The 15,481-nt window shown below is 69.5% G+C and carries 17 protein-coding genes and 2 pseudogenes; 7 read left to right on the forward strand and 12 right to left on the reverse strand.

All coding sequences use genetic code 11. The annotated features are described in order from the left end of the window. Positions 1–236 precede the first annotated feature (236 nt). Positions 237–845: pseudogene (locus QQY24_RS32655) on the forward strand (IS110 family transposase); the annotation flags it as partial. A gap of 49 nt (positions 846–894) precedes the next feature. Then, positions 895–2,147 (forward strand): IS3 family transposase gene (locus QQY24_RS32660; RefSeq protein WP_301970629.1). Its coding sequence is split into 2 segments (ribosomal slippage): positions 895–1,177 and positions 1,177–2,147, totalling 1,254 coding nucleotides; the frame shifts between segments, so codons are not numbered across the junction. Here the strand turns inward: QQY24_RS32660 and QQY24_RS32665 are convergent. From QQY24_RS32665 to QQY24_RS32675, 3 genes are all read right to left on the reverse strand, one after another. Then, complete coding sequence (locus tag QQY24_RS32665) at positions 2,131–2,571, reverse strand: hypothetical protein (protein WP_301976574.1); 441 nt, start codon at positions 2,569–2,571, stop codon at positions 2,131–2,133. The genes QQY24_RS32660 and QQY24_RS32665 overlap by 17 nt on opposite strands. 75 nt (positions 2,572–2,646) lie before the next feature. Beyond that, positions 2,647–3,357 (reverse strand): PspA/IM30 family protein, encoded by a 711-nt coding sequence (locus QQY24_RS32670; protein WP_301976575.1) that lies wholly within the window; start codon positions 3,355–3,357, stop codon positions 2,647–2,649. A 45-nt stretch (positions 3,358–3,402) separates the two neighbouring features. Continuing rightward, the gene (locus QQY24_RS32675) at positions 3,403–5,427 is read right to left on the reverse strand and encodes a TPM domain-containing protein (RefSeq protein WP_301976576.1); all 2,025 of its coding nucleotides are present in this window, start codon (positions 5,425–5,427) and stop codon (positions 3,403–3,405) included. Between the two features lie 722 nt (positions 5,428–6,149). On the opposite strand from QQY24_RS32675, the gene QQY24_RS32680 reads away from it, so the two are divergent. Both QQY24_RS32680 and QQY24_RS32685 read left to right on the forward strand, forming a co-directional pair. Continuing rightward, positions 6,150–6,425, forward strand: coding sequence for a WGxxGxxG family protein (locus QQY24_RS32680; protein WP_301976577.1), 276 nt, complete (start codon positions 6,150–6,152; stop codon positions 6,423–6,425). Between the two features lie 29 nt (positions 6,426–6,454). Continuing rightward, complete coding sequence (locus QQY24_RS32685; RefSeq protein WP_301976860.1) at positions 6,455–6,715, forward strand: hypothetical protein; 261 nt, start codon at positions 6,455–6,457, stop codon at positions 6,713–6,715. On the opposite strand, the gene QQY24_RS32690 is transcribed toward QQY24_RS32685, so the two are convergent. Then, a complete protein-coding gene (locus QQY24_RS32690) occupies positions 6,682–7,374 on the reverse strand; it encodes a DNA-binding protein (protein ID WP_301976578.1) in 693 nt (230 codons plus the stop codon). The genes QQY24_RS32685 and QQY24_RS32690 overlap by 34 nt on opposite strands. A gap of 446 nt (positions 7,375–7,820) precedes the next feature. Further along, positions 7,821–8,117, reverse strand: a complete 297-nt coding sequence (locus QQY24_RS32695; RefSeq protein ID WP_301976579.1) for a hypothetical protein — start codon at positions 8,115–8,117, stop codon at positions 7,821–7,823. 70 nt (positions 8,118–8,187) lie between these two features. On the opposite strand from QQY24_RS32695, the gene QQY24_RS32700 reads away from it, so the two are divergent. After that, complete coding sequence (locus tag QQY24_RS32700) at positions 8,188–8,895, forward strand: IS6 family transposase (RefSeq protein ID WP_301976580.1); 708 nt, start codon at positions 8,188–8,190, stop codon at positions 8,893–8,895. Positions 8,896–8,970: 75 nt separating this feature from the next. Here the strand turns inward: QQY24_RS32700 and QQY24_RS32705 are convergent, their stop codons facing one another. Beyond that, the gene (locus tag QQY24_RS32705) at positions 8,971–9,300 is read right to left on the reverse strand and encodes a WhiB family transcriptional regulator (protein ID WP_301976581.1); all 330 of its coding nucleotides are present in this window, start codon (positions 9,298–9,300) and stop codon (positions 8,971–8,973) included. Positions 9,301–9,677: 377 nt separating this feature from the next. Here QQY24_RS32705 and QQY24_RS32710 point away from each other — a divergent pair, with 377 nt between their 5' ends. Continuing rightward, on the forward strand, positions 9,678–9,833 hold the full coding sequence (locus QQY24_RS32710) for a hypothetical protein (RefSeq protein ID WP_301976582.1): 156 nt from the start codon (positions 9,678–9,680) through the stop codon (positions 9,831–9,833). A 492-nt stretch (positions 9,834–10,325) separates the two neighbouring features. Then, the gene (locus QQY24_RS32715) at positions 10,326–10,640 is read left to right on the forward strand and encodes a hypothetical protein (RefSeq protein ID WP_301976583.1); all 315 of its coding nucleotides are present in this window, start codon (positions 10,326–10,328) and stop codon (positions 10,638–10,640) included. Here QQY24_RS32715 and QQY24_RS32720 read toward each other — a convergent pair. The 6 genes and pseudogenes from QQY24_RS32720 to QQY24_RS32745 form a co-directional block, all read right to left on the reverse strand. Continuing rightward, positions 10,592–11,275 (reverse strand): hypothetical protein, encoded by a 684-nt coding sequence (locus QQY24_RS32720; protein WP_301976584.1) that lies wholly within the window; start codon positions 11,273–11,275, stop codon positions 10,592–10,594. The genes QQY24_RS32715 and QQY24_RS32720 overlap by 49 nt on opposite strands. A gap of 205 nt (positions 11,276–11,480) precedes the next feature. Next, positions 11,481–11,645 carry a hypothetical protein gene (locus QQY24_RS32725; RefSeq protein WP_301976585.1) on the reverse strand — a complete coding sequence of 55 codons (165 nt, stop codon included), beginning with the start codon at positions 11,643–11,645 and terminating at the stop codon, positions 11,481–11,483. A gap of 108 nt (positions 11,646–11,753) precedes the next feature. Beyond that, positions 11,754–11,942 carry a hypothetical protein gene (locus tag QQY24_RS32730; protein ID WP_301976586.1) on the reverse strand — a complete coding sequence of 63 codons (189 nt, stop codon included), beginning with the start codon at positions 11,940–11,942 and terminating at the stop codon, positions 11,754–11,756. A 241-nt stretch (positions 11,943–12,183) separates the two neighbouring features. After that, positions 12,184–12,352, reverse strand: a pseudogene (locus QQY24_RS32735) (IS5/IS1182 family transposase); the annotation flags it as partial. Positions 12,353–12,465: 113 nt separating this feature from the next. Next, positions 12,466–13,812, reverse strand: coding sequence for an MFS transporter (locus QQY24_RS32740; RefSeq protein WP_301976587.1), 1,347 nt, complete (start codon positions 13,810–13,812; stop codon positions 12,466–12,468). Between the two features lie 165 nt (positions 13,813–13,977). Continuing rightward, positions 13,978–15,045: an ISL3 family transposase gene (locus QQY24_RS32745; protein WP_301976588.1), complete on the reverse strand. Its 1,068-nt coding sequence runs from the start codon at positions 15,043–15,045 to the stop codon at positions 13,978–13,980. Between the last annotated feature and the right edge of the window lie 436 nt (positions 15,046–15,481).

The following is a 15,481-nucleotide window of genomic DNA, read 5'->3' on the forward strand; positions in this document are numbered from 1 at the left end:
AGCCCGGTGCCTCCGTGATCAACGCGAAACTCGCGGCGGCTTGCCAGACGTTGATTGTCACGGCGCGAGCCCGCTCCAGGGTCGACCTCTTGTTCATCCGTGAGCCCGCGAGCTCTGCAGAAGATCGAGCCCCTGGAGTGCGCTGGTGTTGCGAACGGCTACTGAGATGGCGGACCAACGAGTCCTTGGATTAGGGCGCCGCGTGACCCGCATGTGCTCGTGACTGCGTAAACGGACTGACCTGGGAGGACAGATTGACCGTGTTCTGCGGCATCGACTGGGCGGAGCGACACCACGACGTTGCCCTCGTCGACGAAGCCGGGACTTTGCTCGCCAAAGTCCGTATCGCCGACGACGTGGCCGGCTACCACAAGCTCTTGGACCTCTTGGCCGAGCACGGCGACAGCCCAGACGACCCAATACCGGTGGCCATCGAGACCAGCCACGGCCTCCTGGTCGCGAGCCTGCGCACCGGCAGCCGTCGGGTCTTCGCGATCAACCCGCTCGCCGCCGCTCGCTACCGCGACCGTCACGGCGTCAGCCGGAAGAAGTCCGACCCGGGCGACGCGCTGGTCCTGGCGAACATCCTGCGCACCGACATGCACGCCCACCGGCCCCTGCCGGCCGATTCCGAACTCGCCCAGGCCATCACGGTCCTGGCCCGAGCACAGCAGGATGCCGTCTGGACTCGGCAGCAGGTCGCCAACCAGGTCCGCTCGCTCCTGCGCGAGTACTACCCCGCTGCTCTGCTGGCCTTCCAGAGCAAGCAAGGCGGCCTGACCAGGGCTGACGCCCGCGTCATCCTCACTCTGGCCCCGGCCCCGGCCAAGGCCGCGAAGCTCACTGAACCGCCCCGGTTCGAATAGAGACTCGATTTCATGAAAGGATCGAGTCATGGCACGACCTTCCCGTTACCCGCTTGAGCTCCGCCGTCGTGCGGTGCGCATGGTCGCCGAGGTGCGCGACGACTACCCGAACGAGACGGCCGCCCTGCAGGCGGTCACCGACAAGCTCGGCATCGGCTCCCGCGAGACACTGCGGAACTGGCTGAAGCAGCAGGAGATCGACGCGGGGCAGCGTCCGGGGACGACGACGGAGGAATCGGTCCAGCTCAAGGCGCTGAAGAAGGAGATCGCCGAGCTGAAGCGGGCGAACGAGATCCTGAAGGCGGCGGCGAGTTTCTTCGCGGCCGAGCTCGACCGGCCACACCTGCGCTCGTAGCGTTCATCGACGAGCACCGGGACCGCTTCGGCGGGGTCGAGCCGATCTGCAGGACGCTCACCGAGCACGACTGCAAGATCGCCCCTTCCACCTACTACGCCTACAAGAAACGACTGGCCGCCCCGTCCGCTCGTACCGTGCGGGACACGGAACTCAAGGAGCTGATCCGGCAGGTCTACACCGACAACTACCGTGTCTACGGGGCACGGAAGATCTGGCGGGAACTGAACCGGCAGGGTCATGAGGTGGCCCGCTGCACCGTGGAGCGGCTGATGCGCGAGCTGGGCATCGCCGGCGCCGTCCGCGGCAAGAAGGTCATCACTACGGTCCCGGACCAGCAAGCCGGGCGGGCACCGGACCGGGTGGACCGCGACTTCGTCGCCACGGCACCGAACCGCTGCTGGGTCGCGGATTTCACGCACGTGGCGACCTGGGCCGGGGTGGTCTACGTCGCCTTCGTCGTGGACACCTTCTCCCGCCGTATCGTCGGCTGGTCCGCCGCGACGTCGAAGGAGACCCAGCTCGTCCTGGACGCTCTGGAGATGGCGCTGTGGCAGCGCGACCGCGATGAACGCCCCCACATTCGGGGCGAGTTGATACACCACAGCGATGCGGGCAGCCAATACACCAGTTTCAAGCTGGCCGAACACCTCGACGCGGCCGGCATCGCGGCCTCGATCGGCTCCGTCGGCGACGCCTACGACAACGCCCTGATGGAGAGCACGATCGGCCTGTTCAAAACCGAGTTGATCAAGCCACAGCGACCCTGGAAGACACTCTCCCAGGTCGAGCTGGCCACCGCCGAGTGGGTCGACTGGTACTGCCACCGACGCCTGCACGGTGAGATAGGCCACGTCCCACCCGTTGAGTACGAGACCAACTACTACACGGAACTCACGAAACCACAGGTCACACCCACAATCTGAGATCTCTACCGAACCCGGGGCGGTTCACCTGACCGTCCCACGGCCCGGGGACCTGGCGGCCTGGCGGCGACCGCTCCGTGGGCGCTGGCCGCCGCGCCTGCCGCTCCGCTGCCCGACGCTGCTTCTCTTCCGCTTCGGCCTGTGCGGCCTGGCGGCGAAAGGGGGTGGCGCCGTCGGGGTTGTCGAGCGCGGCCGTCGGTGTCTGCTCGCCCATCCGGCCCAGCCTCCGCCACACCGCCGCGTCCACGCCGCGCTTTGTCAGCTGCTCCAGCGTGGTGACGAGCATGGGCACGGCCTGGCTGTAATCCTTCGCCGTGACCGCCTCGTACCGGCGCGGCGCCCAGTAGCGGCGGCCTGCGCTCTTCAGCACGGCGATCGTGTTGGAGACCTTCACGGCCGTGGTGTCCGCGAACACGAACGCCATCGGCGGCAGGCCCTCCCGGCCGGCCGGCGGGTAGACCCGGCGCCACAGCTGTTTTTCGTGGTGGGCTGCTGGTGGCTATGCGGCTTTCAGGGCCGCCAGGCGCGCTTCGATCTCGGTTGCGTCGCCGAGTCCCTCGAGCTGTTCGAACTGTGCGTCCACGGAGGAGGAGGCGAGTTCCTCCTTGCCCATGGCCCGGGCTTCTTCGCGGCGCACTGTCTCCTCGAACCGGCTGAGTTCGCTTGTCGGGTCGAGGACGTCGATGCTTTGGACGGCGTCCAGCATGCGGTTTTGTGCCTCGGCGGACTTCGCCCGTGCCACGAGCTGGTCGCGCTTGCCGTGCAGTTCTTGGAGTTTGAGCTGCATCTGGTCGAGGCCGGTCTTGAGTTTGTCCACGACGGCCGTGCTGGAGGCGATGGTCGGCTCGGCTGTCGTGGCTTCCCTTTCGGACTGCAGTTGCCTGCTCAGGGCGACCTTGGCCAGGGCGTCGAACCTGTCCGCGTCCACGGGGTCTCCTGCAGCGCGCAGTTCGTCTGCCTTCTTGCTGGCTGCGAGTGCCTTGCGGCCCCACTCGGTGGCGGCTTCCTTGTCCTCCCTGTAGTCCTGTTCCATCAGGCGCAGGTTGCCGATGGTGGTGGCCACCGCCTGCTCCGCTTCCCTGATGTTGTCGGTGTAGTCGCGGATCAGCTGGTCCAGCATCAGCTGAGGATCTTCCGCTTGGTCGATAAGGGCGTTGATGTTGGCCCGGGCCAACTGTGCGACCCGTCCCAGGATGGTCTGCTTGGTCATGGCGTCTCTCCTTTGGACACGTGATGCAAGGAAATCGGGGTGGTGTCAGAAACGGCCGCCGCCCATCCGGCCGCGTGTTCCGCCGCCTCCGAAACTGACCGGCCCGGTGCTGTAGCCGCCGCCGAACCCGCCGCCGAGCAGGATCCCGCCGAGCATGGCCCCTGCCAGTCCGCTGCCGGCGCTTCCTACCGTGTACACACCGGGCTCGATGGCGACGCCGAAACCTTCTACGTCCTCTTGGGCGAGCAACAGGGCATCCTGCGCCAGTGCGTCGGCCTGCTGCGCCTCTGCCAAGGCACTGTGCGCATCCGCCCCGCCGCGGCCGGAGAATGCCTCGGCCCGCTCCAGCCTGCGCTGCGCCTCCGCGAGCCGCGTGCGGGCCTCGCTGCCGACGGCTCCCCGGTGCGTGATGATGTAGTCCACGGCCGCGCCGACGCTGGACTGCGCACCAAGGACCGCCCGCTCGAGCAGCGCCCGGGCGCGCCGTGTGCCCTGCTCGTTCTCCTGGGCCCCCATGAGTGCCTCGTCGAGCCCGGCGTCGGCCTCCTCCACCCGGCGCAGCGCGTCGATGGGGTCGTACTGGCCCCTCTCCATGGCCCTGCGTACCTCGGTCGCCACGGTCTCGGCGCGTGCGATGCGCCCCTGCAGGGCGGCCGTGGGAAGTTCTTTGGCTCCCTGGAGCAGGCCACGCGCCTCTGCCAGGTCCGCGTTCGTCTCGGTCAGTGCGCCCGGCAGCGCGCCGGCTGCGTCGGCGAGTTCCTGTGCCCGCCGGTCGACGGCGTCGGTGAGCCGGTTGGCCTGTGCGACGGCCGCCTCTGCGGCCCGGACCTGGATCGCGGCCGCGCCGTTGTCATTGCTTTCCACGGCTTGCCGGGCCTGTTGCAGGCTGTTCTGCGCGAACTGCAGTCGGCTGCCCGCCTGCTCGAGGTCGTTGAGGACGGGTGCGATGGCCGAGGAGGCGTACCGCTCGCGCATGGCAGCCAGGGTGGCCTGCGCGCTGACCATCCGACCGCTCGCGGTGTCGAAAGCGGCCTGGGCCGCGGTCAGGGCTTGAGGTGCGTTGCGTTCGAAGGCACGCAACCGGTCGAAGTCCTCGGCCTTGTCGTCCAGCAGGCGATTGGCCTGCGCGCACCGGGCAAGGATCTCCTGGACCATCTGCAGGCGGGTCGAATCGTCCTCGGGGTAGGCGTCGTCGAGTTGCTGCCGCAGCCGGAACGCCGCCGTCAGCTCCTGTTTGGCCGTCTCCACGGCTTCGGTGAAGGGCCGGGTCGCCTCGTCGCCGAACTGCGCGGCGGCAAAACCCAGCTCTTCCTGGCTGGTGCGCACCGCGTTGTCGGTTCGCACCAGAGCCTGGCGCGCCTGCGCGTCGAGATCCGCCAGCGACTCCGGGGACGGCCCGCCCCACGTCTCTTCGCCGCCGCGCGACCCGGCGGCCCTGCGCGACCTGCGTCGGATCAGGGCGTACGCGACCAGAGCCAATGGAACGAGCACCACAAGCAGGAAAAGCCAGCCACCTGCGCCGACGTCTACCTGCTCGCCCTGACCCGGATCCGCCTCTGCGGGCGTCACGTCCACCGAGGGCACCGGCTCACCCGAGAGCACCGCGCCGTACCCCCGCGCCGCGCCGATCGCCGCTCCCGCCCAGTCGTTCTGCCGCAGTGTCGGCGCGACGGCCGTTGCATCGACCTCAGCCAGGTCCTGACGCGTCAGCGGTGAGCCGGCGTCCACGAAGTAGGAGTACTGGCGGGCCCCGGTGGCGACGGCGAGCAGCGCGTCGTCGGCGCCGAGCCCGTTTCTCGCGGCCGTCTCGGACGCCCACCGCTGGGGGGAGCGGCCGGAGAAATCACTCACATAGACCACGAACAGCTGCAGTGCGTGTTCATCGGCCAGCCGGGCCAGCGCCTGGGCGACCTCGGGTTCCCGGTCGCCGAGTGCCCCGACCCGGTCCGTGATCTGTCCTTCCCGCGACAGATCGACCGGGGCGTCGGCCAGAGCGGCGTTCGCCGTAGCCAGGGTGAGACCGCCTGCCGTCAGCAGCACAGCCAAGAGGATGCGCACAAAGGTCCGCATCGTGGTCTTCGCTTGTAGGGACCCGCGAGCCTTTGGGCGACCGGACGGCCCGGCCGACGAACGCATTCGCCGGGCCGTCCGGCAGCCGACGGCAGTACTGCGGCCGGGGGCGGTGGGTGGCAACACCCAGCCCGCAGCGAACACGGCCACCCGGGAATCCTGAGGGCTGTGCACCCCGGGCGAGAAGGAGCCGACGTCGCCCGCCGGCCCCTCGTTCCGCTCCGGCCCACCCATCGCAGTCCCCCTTTCGCACGGGCATTCCACGGCCGCGTACCCGCCCCGTTCATTCTGATTCATCTAGTAATGTCGCTTATGTGCCGCCTGTTTGCCGTCTGCCGCAAGAAGCGCGATGGGCGGGCGAATCTGTTTAGCCGACAACCAATTGCATCCTCACCGCCGAGGCTGTGCTCGGCATCCGCCGCGAGCGCACGGACGCCTGCCGGATGAGGCGTTTCTCGCCCGTCCAAGCGGTACGCGGCATCGGCGCCCATCCGCCAGAGGCCCGGCAAGGTCGAAGGCGAGCCTGACAAGCTTCAGCGAGGCAGGCCGGCGGCCGACAGGCGCGGCACGAGGCGCTGCCGACCCGGGACAGCTGACAGTTGAATAGAAAACCTAACTAAACGGGCATGTCTTCGCAATATGTGTGTTACTGGAGACACTAGGCATACAGGAGAGCCCTCAGCGACTGATGGGTCAGGGGGCAGCATCCAAGAGGAGACGCCATGCGCAAAATCGCCAGCACGGCACTCATCGCCCTTCTGCTTGCTCTTGCGCCGGCGGGAACGGCGTTCAGCCAGAATGCTGCCGAGCAGGCGAGCCCGCCAGCGGCCACCGCGACGGTTCAGGCCCAGGAGGACCGGAACGAGGACGACGATGACGCGGGCCTGTGGGGCCTCCTCGGCCTCCTCGGTCTGGCCGGTCTGATTCCGTGGCGCAAGAAGCGCGACCGCGACCACCAGGGCCACAGGGACTCCACCACCCGCTCCACCGGCATGTGAGGCGGGAGAGCACCACGCTGGTCAAGAAGATGCACGAGAGGGGCATCCGCAGCGAGCACGCCTACCTGGCCGCCTTCGCCTCCATCGGCCGGACCGTTGCCGCATGGGCGGTCTCGCTCACAGCAAAACCGGGAACCGGGCTCGCGCGCGCCGACCGATGGGGCATCTTCGTGGGCGAGCGGGCTCCCACCTCCTTCGGCCCTGGCATCGCCCTGTCCCACTACGAACAACAAGACGGCACCCTCACCGCCAGCCCTCACGAACTCAGGCAGCACCAACAGGCAAGCTGAAACCAGGCAGCCCCGCCGCAATGCGGCGGGGCTGCCTTCACAAGGGCCCCGCCGCAACCGCCCACACCTCCCTGGCGAGCTTGGTTCAGAAGCCGCTCCCAGGTCCGGGGTGATCCACCGTGCTCTTGCGCGAGGCTGGCAGCGATGCGGCTGATGGGAGCGCCTGCGCCGGCAGCGAGAGCATCGCTGGCTGTTCGCAACCGCGGATCACCGGCGTACGCGTGGGCTTTACGGGGCCCCTGCCGTTCGCCAGCGCGGCGTCCACCTCCCTTGCCCTGCCCGAGGGGATTGTCGCGACGCCGCTCGATCTCGTGGCGCCTCCAGACTCGGGCGCCGTAGACGGTCTCGCCACGTGAGAGGTAACCCTGTCCTGCGTAGGCGCGAACAGTGCTCGGGTCGACCCCGAGGATGCCGGCGGCTTCCTTGTCGTTCAGCTGGTCGTCGGGATCTTCATCTGCGACCAGGTCAGGGACGGGCTTGCCGTCGAGGTATGCCGTGGCCTGTTCCAGGTCGTAAATCAGGAAGCGACTGCCGGGGAAGAGGCTCGGGACGTGCTGACGGAAGGCGGGGGCATCGCGCCGGCGCCATGTAGCGAGAGGGACTCCGACGCGTTGGGCGATGTCGGCTTCGTTGATGACCGGACGGCCCTTGGGGATCACTGCGTCACTCCCCGAAGGGAGCCTGTTGATGCCATGGCGCCCCCTGTATCCTGGTTGAGGTCCCAGCCGCTTTCGCCGGCCGGGCTGTTGGCAGTGAGGGCCGGTGGTGTGCCGGGTCGCTCCAGGGCGACTCTCCACCGGCCCTTTTTGCATGGGCAGGCCTGCTGCGACCTTGAGCAGCACACGAGCCGCCATATTCAACCTTACAGCACTTAGACTCTGAGTGTGAGCGGTGCCGTACGCGCCAGACCGCTGCCGGCTCCTGCTCAACCCCACTTCGTTCTCCAGGTGGGCGGCCGAGGGAGCTCTACAGGGAAGGTCGGCCCTGGTCATGCCCTGCAGGGCTTGGTGGCCAGCGAGAACAAGGCGCGGGTCGAGCGACTCGCGCAAGAGAAGTCGCAGGAGATGGCGCGACCGTTGACGCAAGAGGTTGAAGCCGGTCGACGTCAGTCCCGGCGCGGCCACCAGCGACGCCGCTTGCCCGTGGCGGGGCCGTGCGCGGCCTCCCCTGCCTCCATAGAGGCGGGTGCCGGAGAGTGAACGACAGACGCCGAAAACGGTTGTGCGGGCTGGGGAATGGCCGCCCGCTGCGGGGCCGGCGTCAGGGCCGCAAGGGCGCGCTGCAGGTCCTCGATGTGAGCGGCACGTTCATCTAGTCGCGCCTGGAGGCGCCGGGCCTCGGCCTCGGCGAGATGGCGGGCGTTGCGCTCGTCGGCGAGCGCCAGGGCAGTCTCGTGGCGCATCCGCGGCACTGTCACGTTGACTGACCGGGTGGGATGATCTTCTGGTTGGTCATGCCGGGAGGGGTCGTCCGTGGACAGCGCGCCGCCGTCGTACAAGGGGCACCGATACCCGGTGGAGATCATCGCGCACTGCGTGTGGCTGTACTTTCGCTTCCCGCTCAGCTTTCGCGGGGTCGGGGAACTGATGCTGGAGCGCGGCGTGCTCGTCTCCTATGAGACGGTCCGCCGCTGGTGCGCCAAGTTCGGGCAGACCTACGCCAACGGCCTGCGTCGCCGGCTGCCCCGCCCCGGGGGCAAATGGCACCTGGATGAGGTCTTCATGAAGATCAACGCAGAGCGGAAGTACCTGTGGCGGGCCGTGGACGCCGACGGCACCGTCTTGGACATCCTCGTGCAGAGCCGACGGGACACCGCTGCGGCCCGGCGCTTCTTCCGCAGGCTGCTGAAGAAGACCCATACGGTGCCCAGGGTGGCCGTCACCGACAAGCTGCGCTCCTGCAGCGCGGCCCACCGCGAGGTCATGCCCTCCGTTGAGCACCCCTCGCACAAGGGCCTGAACAACCGGGCGGAGAACAGTCATCAGCCGACAAGGCAGCGTGAACGCGCGATGAAAGGCTTCCGCAGTACCGGTGGGGCCCGACGGTTCCTGGCTGCCTTCAGCGGCATCTCACCGCACTTCCGGCCCCACCGCCACCTGATGACCGCTCCCGGCTACCGAGCCGAGACGACCCTCCGCTTTGCAATCTGGGACCAGGCCACCGGCGCCGCCGGGACCTGAACACCGCTTCGAAACCCGGTCCCGCCCCATACCTCACGCGCTGCCAGAAAACCACTCAATAACGTGACAGTGCCTTCAGCTGGCCTCACGTCCATGCCCGGCAGCGCCCGGGTCCTGCCCGGCCTGCCGCTCGTGTTCCGCCCGTGCGGTCTCCAACAGGTCCCGCCAGGATGTCACGGTCGGCCGCCGCCGCAGAAGGCTGCGTCTGTCGCGTTCTGTCATCCCTCCCCAAATGCCGTGCTCGATACCGCGGTCCAGGGCATGAGCAAGGCACTCGGTGCGTACCGGGCAGCCGGTGCAGACCGCCTTCGCCCGGTTTTGGGCCGCGCCTTCGACGAAGAGCTCGTCGGGATCAGCAGTGCGGCACACCGCCCGTGCTGTCCAGTCGTCCTCGCCGATACCCATCCCCCGATACCGTCCTTCTCCGGCTCGCACATCCGGCCCTTGCGCCAAGACGCCTACCCTGACCGTACGCCCCTCGCTCAGCAGCGCCGCACCCGGCAATGACGGCAATCCCATTGGGTGACAGCCCTGTTGACAGATCCAGCTCGGCGATCCACTTCCAGCGGCATCCGGGAGAAGGCGATACCGGCGTTCACTCGGTCACCCTCTGGTACAGAGGCAGGAGGTAGGCATCGTTGACGGGCTGCGTGCTCATGTCCGCCCACGGTAGGTGGAGCGCAGGCTCGGGCAGGACGTGTTCTGGGGCGCAACCGCGGGGCAGCCGTGGGGCAGCCGTCGTTCTGGCATTCTGCAGGGGCTGATTGATCAGGGGGAAGGTCATGGACGAGCACGGGCTGAAGCGCGCATCTGAGGTGGGACTGGATCAGCGGGAGGCCGGCAAACGCACGGTGGAGCGCCTGCAGGCCATTGCCTTCCGCCTGATCGGTGCCGCCTTGTTCTTCGGCCTCGGTGGCTGGCTGCTGGGCAAACTCTGAATCCCGGTATCCCGTCACGCGCCACTGGCATGACCGGCCGTGCGCGGCACGGCCTCCGCGAAGCACGCACACCCACGGGGCAAACCGGGCGAAATCGCGCGTCGTGCCGTGAGTTCTGCTCGGCCGGCTGCCATGCTGGTGTGCTGTGGCGCCGCCGTGGCCGTGGCAGCAGCCTCGGGCGCATGGACGGCTCTGGGTGAGCAGCGGCTTGAGAAAGGGGAGCGGTCTTCCATGGCGAAGCGAGGACGTGTTTGCCGGCGGCAGCGCGCTGCGGGTGAGGCGGCCCGGCGGGCCGCGGCGGCTGTTCGTCGCGCGCAGGTCCCAGCGTCGCGGCGCGCGGAGCCGGAGCCTGCCGCGGCCGGGTTTGCGGCGCCTGCGGGGCCGGTGGACTGGGCGCGGCTCGAGGGCCCCGCCCAGGTGTCGGTGTGTGCTCCCGGGTGCCCGGTGTGCGCGGAAGCCAGCGAACGGTTCGCTGCCGTCCGTGCGGAGTCGGTGGAGCAGCGGCGCCGGTTCGACCAGCCCGACCGGTACCCCTATGCCGCGGGCAAGCACACGCTGCACCGGGCCGCATGCCGTGAGATCGCGCAGTCCGTCGGCCACGTCCAGGGGGACGATTCCATCTGGATGCAGGGCGCGCTGACGCGTTTCGCCCACGAAGGCACCCTCAACTCCGGGTGGGCGACGCACAAGCGGATGATGGAGCCCGGCGAGGCGGCGGCCTGGGTGGCCGAGCGCATCGGCCCGCGCGGCGGCATCCGCTACCGCCTGTGCCGGATCTGCACGCCCCAGCTGCCGATGGCCGGCTGAACCAGCGCAGCCCGGCGCGGCGTTCGTCCCGCCACGCCCCGCTGACAATCGCCCGGGCCATGCGCTGATGCACCGGTCCGCGCCCGACCGGCCGCCGTTTTTGTCTCGCCCGTGCCGGCCGAGGCCCTGCGCTGAAGCACGAGGCCGGCATTCGCGGCGATCGCCTTGATGTCTGCGCGCAGGTAGGCGTAGTCGCCGGCGATGCGGTACTCGATCAGGTCCGTACCGGCGCTGGAGAACTTCACGGCCATGCCGGTGAGGTCCTTCTCCCCCGAATCCTTCAGCGGCTTCTTCGACTGCACCGACAGCGAGACGCGGGCGTCGGCGAGCAGCTGGGCGGCATCGGCGGGCATCGGGTTGCCGGGGTCCGTCTTGTTGTCCAGGGCCTTGAGCGTGGCGGCGTCGGTGTCCAGGTCGAGTTCCATGGAGAGCGAGCGCTGCTCGCCGAGCTTGTCGACGGCCTGATCGATCTTCTGTGCCGCGGAGAGCTTCTTGGCGGTCCCGCAGGCTGCGGCACCGGCCAAGACGGCGCCGACCAGGGCTGTGGCGGTGAGGGTCTTGCGTATGGCGGGAATGACGGTCTCCTCCGGGATACTGCCCCGCGCCGATCGCGTGCGGGCGGCCTCGGTCTCCACCGTGCCTACTGCCGTCTGGACGCAGCCAGCCCCCACCGCGGCGTACCCGGCGGCCTCCCGCCGCGCGGGCTGCCGAGTACGCTGCTTCCCGCCGCGCGGGCGCCTTGGGGCCGTCGTCGTCCCGCTGCGGCCGCGCCGACGACGGGCGTGTCACAATCCCAGTCGCTTGGGTCGCTTGATCCTGTCCGGTCGGGGCGGGAGGGGGTCAGGCCGAGCGCAACGGGATGACGGTGCGTTCTCCAGTGGCCTTCTCGCCCAGGCGGAAGATGGGACTGTTGGAGATCCGTTCGACTTCTTCGAGCCAGCCGTCCCTGGCGAGTTCGCCACGCACCCGGCTGAACAGGGTGTGCTTGGAAGTGGGGTGCCACACGCTCTCGGGGTGGTGCCCCGCGGCGGGGGCCTGGCCTGGTGAGTGAGCGAAGTGCGTACGCACCTGTCCCCCGAGGCGACCCCGGACCACAAGCGGGATCCGGGTGCCCTAGGGCGCGTCGATGCCGCGATGGCAGTAGCAGCAGATGAGGGTGGCGTCGCCGTGTGGGTATCCGCGGGCGCGCCAGTACTGCGCCGGCTGCTCTGAGACGTGGACCTCGCGGCCGGTGCGCAGGTCGAAGCCGACCACCAGCAGATCCGTGTCGCCGTCCACCTGCCCCTCCCCCGTCGGTTGCACCTTGCACCTGACATCCGCCGAGCATGAGCGGCGCTGGACAGGGGCACGAGAGGTCCAGGCCCGGTCAGCACGTGACTCGCCAGCGGGCCGGGCGCGGGCCGGCCCTGGTGCGGAGCGTCCGCCGTCCACCGGCCCGGTGAGAGCCGGGGAGAGCCGGTCCGCGCAGTTCGCCGCCGGGTGATCGTTTGAGACCGGTGGTGAGTTCGCCGCCGGGTGGTCGGTTGAGTCCGGTGGTGACTCAGCGGCCGGCGCCGGTGCGGCCCGGTCGGCAAGGACGGGGACGTCCTGGGCGTTGGCAGATGTGGACGATGCGCTGGGTAGCGCGGCGGTCAGGTGGTGGGTGCGGCCCGGCAGGGCAGGTGAGATCCACAGCACCTCGCCGTCGGATCGGTGACGACCTGCGTGTTCACCCTGAAAGGGCTCACTGATTGTGTCGCGGCCGCCGGAGACGGCGCCGGCCGGGCACGTTTGCCGTGCCCGGCCGGAGTGGGGTCATCACTCTGTGGGGTCCACACCTGGGTGGTCAGACACCGGTGCGGGATGTCCGTCGTGCCGGCCAGGCGATCAACGTCGTTGCCAGGGCGCCGACCGCGAGCGCCGAAGCGGCGACCAGGACCGGCACCGGGCCCCAGAGCTTGCCCAGCACCTGCACCAGGACGGGGAAGGCGAATCCGACGTAGGTGAGGCTGTAGAACACGGCGATCACGCTTGAGATGTTCCGCGGGCCCGCCAGGGACTCCGCGAGCTGCAGACCGCTCACCAGCAGCAGACCGTAGGCCGAGCCCAGGACGACGGCCGTCACCAGCAGGAGCAGCAGTGAACCGGTGGCGACGGTGACCGCCGCGGCGAGCAGCCCGCTGACCACCGCCGCCATGCCCACCCGGAACGGCGCCGCCGCCGAGTGCCGGGTCAGCCGACGCGCCCACGGCTGTACCGCGATGCCGCTGCCCAGGGTGACGGCGGCGACCAGGCCGCCGCCGACGGCGCCGTACCCTCCCAGCGGCACCAGGACGGGCAGCGCCGCCAGGGACACGGTCGCGGCCCCAAAGACCCACGGTGCCGTCGGAAGCACCGCGGTCAGGAAGAGGCGGCTGGTCAGTACCTTCATCGGTCCGTCACCGGACTTCGAGGAGTGGCCGCGCCGCCCGGCGGCGGGCAGAGCCGACTCGGAAGCACGCCACACCATGGGCAGCGTCAGTGCCACCAGAGCGATGTGCACCAGGTAGGCCGTGGTCTCCGGCGAGGGCAGCCACTGGACGATGACGCCCGACAGCAGCGGACCGAAAGCGAACCCCGCGGTCAGCGCGACCGCCGAACGCCGCGCCCCCACCCCCGCTCCCCCGCCCGCAGTCTTCGCGGTGTCGGAGAGGTCCTTGATCCATGCCGTGCCCGGCCCGAACGCCGACCCGGCACTTACTCCGACCAGGATCCGCCCGGCCAGGATCGTCCCGAACGCCCCGCCGGAGAAGAGGATCACCGCGGAGCCGAGCGCGGAGAGCAGCAGAGCGGCCAGCAGAACGCGCCGCCGGCCGAGCCGGTCGGAGACCCTCGCCATGACCAGCAGGGCCGGAATGAGCCCGAGCGCGTAGGCGCCGAACAGGGCGTTCACCTGGAAGCCGCTCAGATTCCCGCGGTAGACCTGAAGGACGGAGGCGAACATGTTCGCTCCCCATCCCACCGTGAAGACGGCGGCCGCGGGCCGTGTCCAGGCGGTCCGTGTGATCACCGCCGGGGTGGCTTCCGTGGCGTCCGCCGCGGCCGAGGTGCCGGTGGCGGGAAGCCGCGCGCCGCGGTTCCGCCCGCCACCGGAGCTGAGCGGGTGGAGTGTGACGTGCCCACGACGGGAGGTGGTGATCTCTTGAGTAGCCATGACGATGACGATAGAGCATGAGTAGACCAGTCGTCTATGTGGTTGACCGAGCCTTTGCCGACAACGGCCGCCGCGCCCCGTGGGGTGAGTACTCGTCGCCCACCATCCGCTCCGGTGTTGCTCCGCGATCTCTCTGCGACTCCAGCAGAGCTCGTGACGAGCCCGTCAGGATGCCAGCAGGACTCGTTTCCGCAAGAGGCTGAAGCCGGTCCGGCCGTACATCTGGCGCTTGAGCATTTTGATCCGGTTGACGTGGCCTTCGACGACGCCGGAACTCCACGGCAGTGTTAGGCCCGCGGTGACGGCGGCGAGATCGCGTTCGAGGCCGTTGACGAAGGCGTGGAGGCTGGGCAGGTCGTCAACGCGGACCGCCTTGATCCATTGCGGGAGCTGGTCCCCCTGGAGTTGGGTGAGTATCTTCCCGAACACGCGGACGTGCCCGGTGAGGGCATTCGGTTCGGGGCAGTCGGCCAGGACGGATTTGAGTTTCAGCCGCTCGCCCTCAGGCAGGGTGTCGGGGTGAGTCAGGATCCAGCCGGTGAGCGTGCGCGGGGACGGCGGACGGGCTGCCGGTGCGGTCGGGGATGTGCGGAACGGCTGGAGGTAGGCGCGGACGGCTCCGTAGCCGCCCGTGTAACCGTGGGTCCTGATCTCTTCCCAGAGGGTCCAGGCGTTCGTGCAGCCTTCGGTCCATCGCTCGTGCAGGTAGGGCTTGAAGTCGTCGAGCTTGGTCCTGCGGTTCTGCCACTGTCCCTGGAACAGGTCTTCCGGCCTCGTGGCGTCGGCCAGCCGTTGGACGGTGCGGTAGGTCATGCCGAGCTGTCGCTGGATCGAGCGTCGGCTGTGGCCGGCGGCCAGCAGCGCGTGGACGGTGGCGTGCTTGGCGCGGGTGCGGTCGGCGAACCGGCGCCCGGCGGGCCATGGCGACCCGCTCTCGGCCGGTGCCGGAGCCTCCTCCGGCACCGACTCGGCGAAGGTCGCGCGGAGGCACGAGCGGTGGCGGGAGACGTACCGCTCGGCCGCTTCGCTGAGGTTGCGCCAGAGGTGAAACCGGTCGGCGACCTGGACCGCTGTGGGTGCCCCGATGCTGGCGCCCTCGGCGAAGACCTCGATCCCCGGGTGCTCGGCCAGCCAGGCCGCGACAGTGCCTGCCTCGCGATCCGGCAGCAGGTCCACCGGCCTGCGGGTCTCGACGTCGACCAGCACGGTCCCGTAGCCGCGGCCCTTGCGCATCGCCTACTCGTCGACGCCGACCACACGCGGGACTTGTGACGGGGGTTCCGGGAAGCGTCGACCAGCCGCAGTACCGTATTCCGGCTGACCCTCACCCCGAAGACGTCGGCCAGCCGGGCACCGGCCCGACCGGCCAGGGCGAGGCCGACCTCGGCCATCACCGACCGCATTCGTTCGGTGCGTTGGCTGTGCCGCCGGGTCAGGCCCGCGACCTGCTCTACGAACGTCCGCCGCCCGCAGGATGCGTCTTCGCACGTGAAGCGGCGGACACGAAGCCGCAGCACCACCCGCGCCGTCCCGACACGGGTAGGTCAGCGGGAAACCGCAGGTAAGAGCCGTGCACCCTCCCCGACCAGCTTGCGCAGCCTGGGCACCGAGCCCCGGCCGTCCGGCATCTGACACCGACTCGGATCGCCTCGCCACCGTCCTGCACCGA

Origin of the sequence: Streptomyces sp. TG1A-8 (genome assembly GCF_030499535.1) — a bacterium.
Classification (GTDB): domain Bacteria; phylum Actinomycetota; class Actinomycetes; order Streptomycetales; family Streptomycetaceae; genus Streptomyces.

Coding starts and splice junctions, on each gene's coding strand:
- QQY24_RS32665 (WP_301976574.1), bottom strand. CDS start 2,571: ATGGCGTTCGTGTTCGCGGACACCACGGCCGTGAAGGTCTCCAACACG.
- QQY24_RS32670 (WP_301976575.1), bottom strand. CDS start 3,357: ATGACCAAGCAGACCATCCTGGGACGGGTCGCACAGTTGGCCCGGGCC.
- QQY24_RS32675 (WP_301976576.1), bottom strand. CDS start 5,427: ATGCGGACCTTTGTGCGCATCCTCTTGGCTGTGCTGCTGACGGCAGGC.
- QQY24_RS32680 (WP_301976577.1), top strand. CDS start 6,150: ATGCGCAAAATCGCCAGCACGGCACTCATCGCCCTTCTGCTTGCTCTT.
- QQY24_RS32685 (WP_301976860.1), top strand. CDS start 6,455: ATGCACGAGAGGGGCATCCGCAGCGAGCACGCCTACCTGGCCGCCTTC.
- QQY24_RS32695 (WP_301976579.1), bottom strand. CDS start 8,117: ATGCGCCACGAGACTGCCCTGGCGCTCGCCGACGAGCGCAACGCCCGC.
- QQY24_RS32705 (WP_301976581.1), bottom strand. CDS start 9,300: ATGGGTATCGGCGAGGACGACTGGACAGCACGGGCGGTGTGCCGCACT.
- QQY24_RS32710 (WP_301976582.1), top strand. CDS start 9,678: ATGGACGAGCACGGGCTGAAGCGCGCATCTGAGGTGGGACTGGATCAG.
- QQY24_RS32740 (WP_301976587.1), bottom strand. CDS start 13,812: ATGGCTACTCAAGAGATCACCACCTCCCGTCGTGGGCACGTCACACTC.
- QQY24_RS32745 (WP_301976588.1), bottom strand. CDS start 15,045: ATGCGCAAGGGCCGCGGCTACGGGACCGTGCTGGTCGACGTCGAGACC.